The sequence below is a fragment of the Streptomyces sp. NRRL B-24572 genome (assembly GCF_002156145.1).
Classification (GTDB): Bacteria; Actinomycetota; Actinomycetes; order Streptomycetales; family Streptomycetaceae; genus Streptomyces; species Streptomyces vietnamensis.
Genome location: NZ_MWIG01000839.1, coordinates 1 through 1,385 on the forward strand (window position 1 = coordinate 1; position 1,385 = coordinate 1,385).

2 protein-coding genes are annotated in these 1,385 nt (G+C 76.2%); both read left to right on the forward strand.

Annotation, left to right across the window (positions count from 1 at the left end; genetic code table 11):
- Positions 1–888: MFS transporter (locus CCN56_RS36960; RefSeq protein ID WP_086832097.1), on the forward strand; the 888-nt coding region annotated here is incomplete at its 5' end.
- On the forward strand, positions 885–1,385 hold a 501-nt coding region (locus tag CCN56_RS36965; protein ID WP_143664744.1), incomplete at its 3' end, for an LLM class flavin-dependent oxidoreductase. The genes CCN56_RS36960 and CCN56_RS36965, both read left to right, overlap by 4 nt.

Consider the following 1,385-nt stretch of genomic DNA (forward strand, 5'->3'; position numbering starts at 1 on the left):
CCGGCCGCCGCCACCGCCGCCGTCGCGCTCGTCCCGCCCGAGCGGCGCGGGCGTGCCCTCGGCCTGGTCCTCGGCGGGATGAGCGCGGGCACCGTGCTCGGCGTGCCGCTCGGGCTGCTCGTCGCGGCGGCCTCCGGCTGGCGGGCGGCCCTGTGGTTGATCACCGCGCTCGGCCTGGCCGCCCTGCTCGGCGTCGCGACCGCGCTGCCGCCCGTACGGGGAGCCGCCGCGCCCTCGCTGCGGGACCGGATCGGCGCCCTCGCCCGCCCCCGGGTCGCCGTGGTCGTCGCCGTCACCTTCACGCAGACCGTGGCCAGCCTCGGGCTCTACACCTACCTGGAACCCGTCCTGCACCGCGTCGCCGGCGTGGGCAGCGCCGTGCCGTACCTCTGGGTCTGGGGCATCGGCGGGGTCTGCGGCAGCTTCCTCGCCGGGACCCTCGTCGACCGGACCGGCCGACCCGCCCGCCTCGCGGTCACGCTCCTCGGCATCCTCGGCGGCGCCCTCGCGCTCCTGCCGTGGACCGGGGCCGTACCCGGGCTCGTCCTGCTGCCCCTGCTCGTCTGGGGCGCGGTCGGCTGGGCCTTCGTCGTCCCGCAGCAGCACCGGCTCCTCGCGGGGGACGGCGGAGCCGCCGCCGTCGGCCTCAACAGCTCCGCCACCTACCTCGGCGGCGCCGTCGGCTCCGCTCTCGGCGGCCTCGCACTCGCCCACGGGCTCGACGCCCGCCTGCTCCCGCTCCTCGCCGCCGGGGCAGCGCTCGCGGGAGTCCTCTTCCACCTCGCGGTGGCCCGGCGAACCACCGGGCCCGACCTTCCGGACAACGCACACGGGGCCGGAGCCGCGGACGCGACCGCGGCCGGGGCCCCCGAAAGGAACGCCTCATGAAATTCGGCGTCAATCTGCCCAACTACGGGCCCGAGGCCACTCCCGACGCCCTCGCCGACTGGGCGCTGCGGGTCGAGGCGATGGGCTACCACTACGCGATGGTCTCCGACCACGTGGCGCTCACCCCGGACGTCCAGCACCTCTTCCCCGCCCCGTTCTACGATCCCTTCGCGACCCTCGCCTGGCTCGCCGGGGTCACCAGGACGGTGGGGCTCGGCACGACGGTGACGATCCTCCCGTACCGGCATCCCGTGCACACCGCCCGCGTCGCCGCCAACATCGACCGGTTCAGCAACGGCCGGCTCGTCTTCGGCGCGGCCGCCGGCTGGGCCGCCCGGGAGTTCGCCGTCCTCGACGTGCCGTACCGCAAGCGCGGTGCGATCAGCAACGAGTACCTCGCCGCGATCAAGGCCTGCTGGGCCGACGAGGTCGCCTCCTTCGACGGCGCCCACGTCTCCTTCCGCGAGGTCCACACCGGGCCGCTGCCCGTGCAGCGG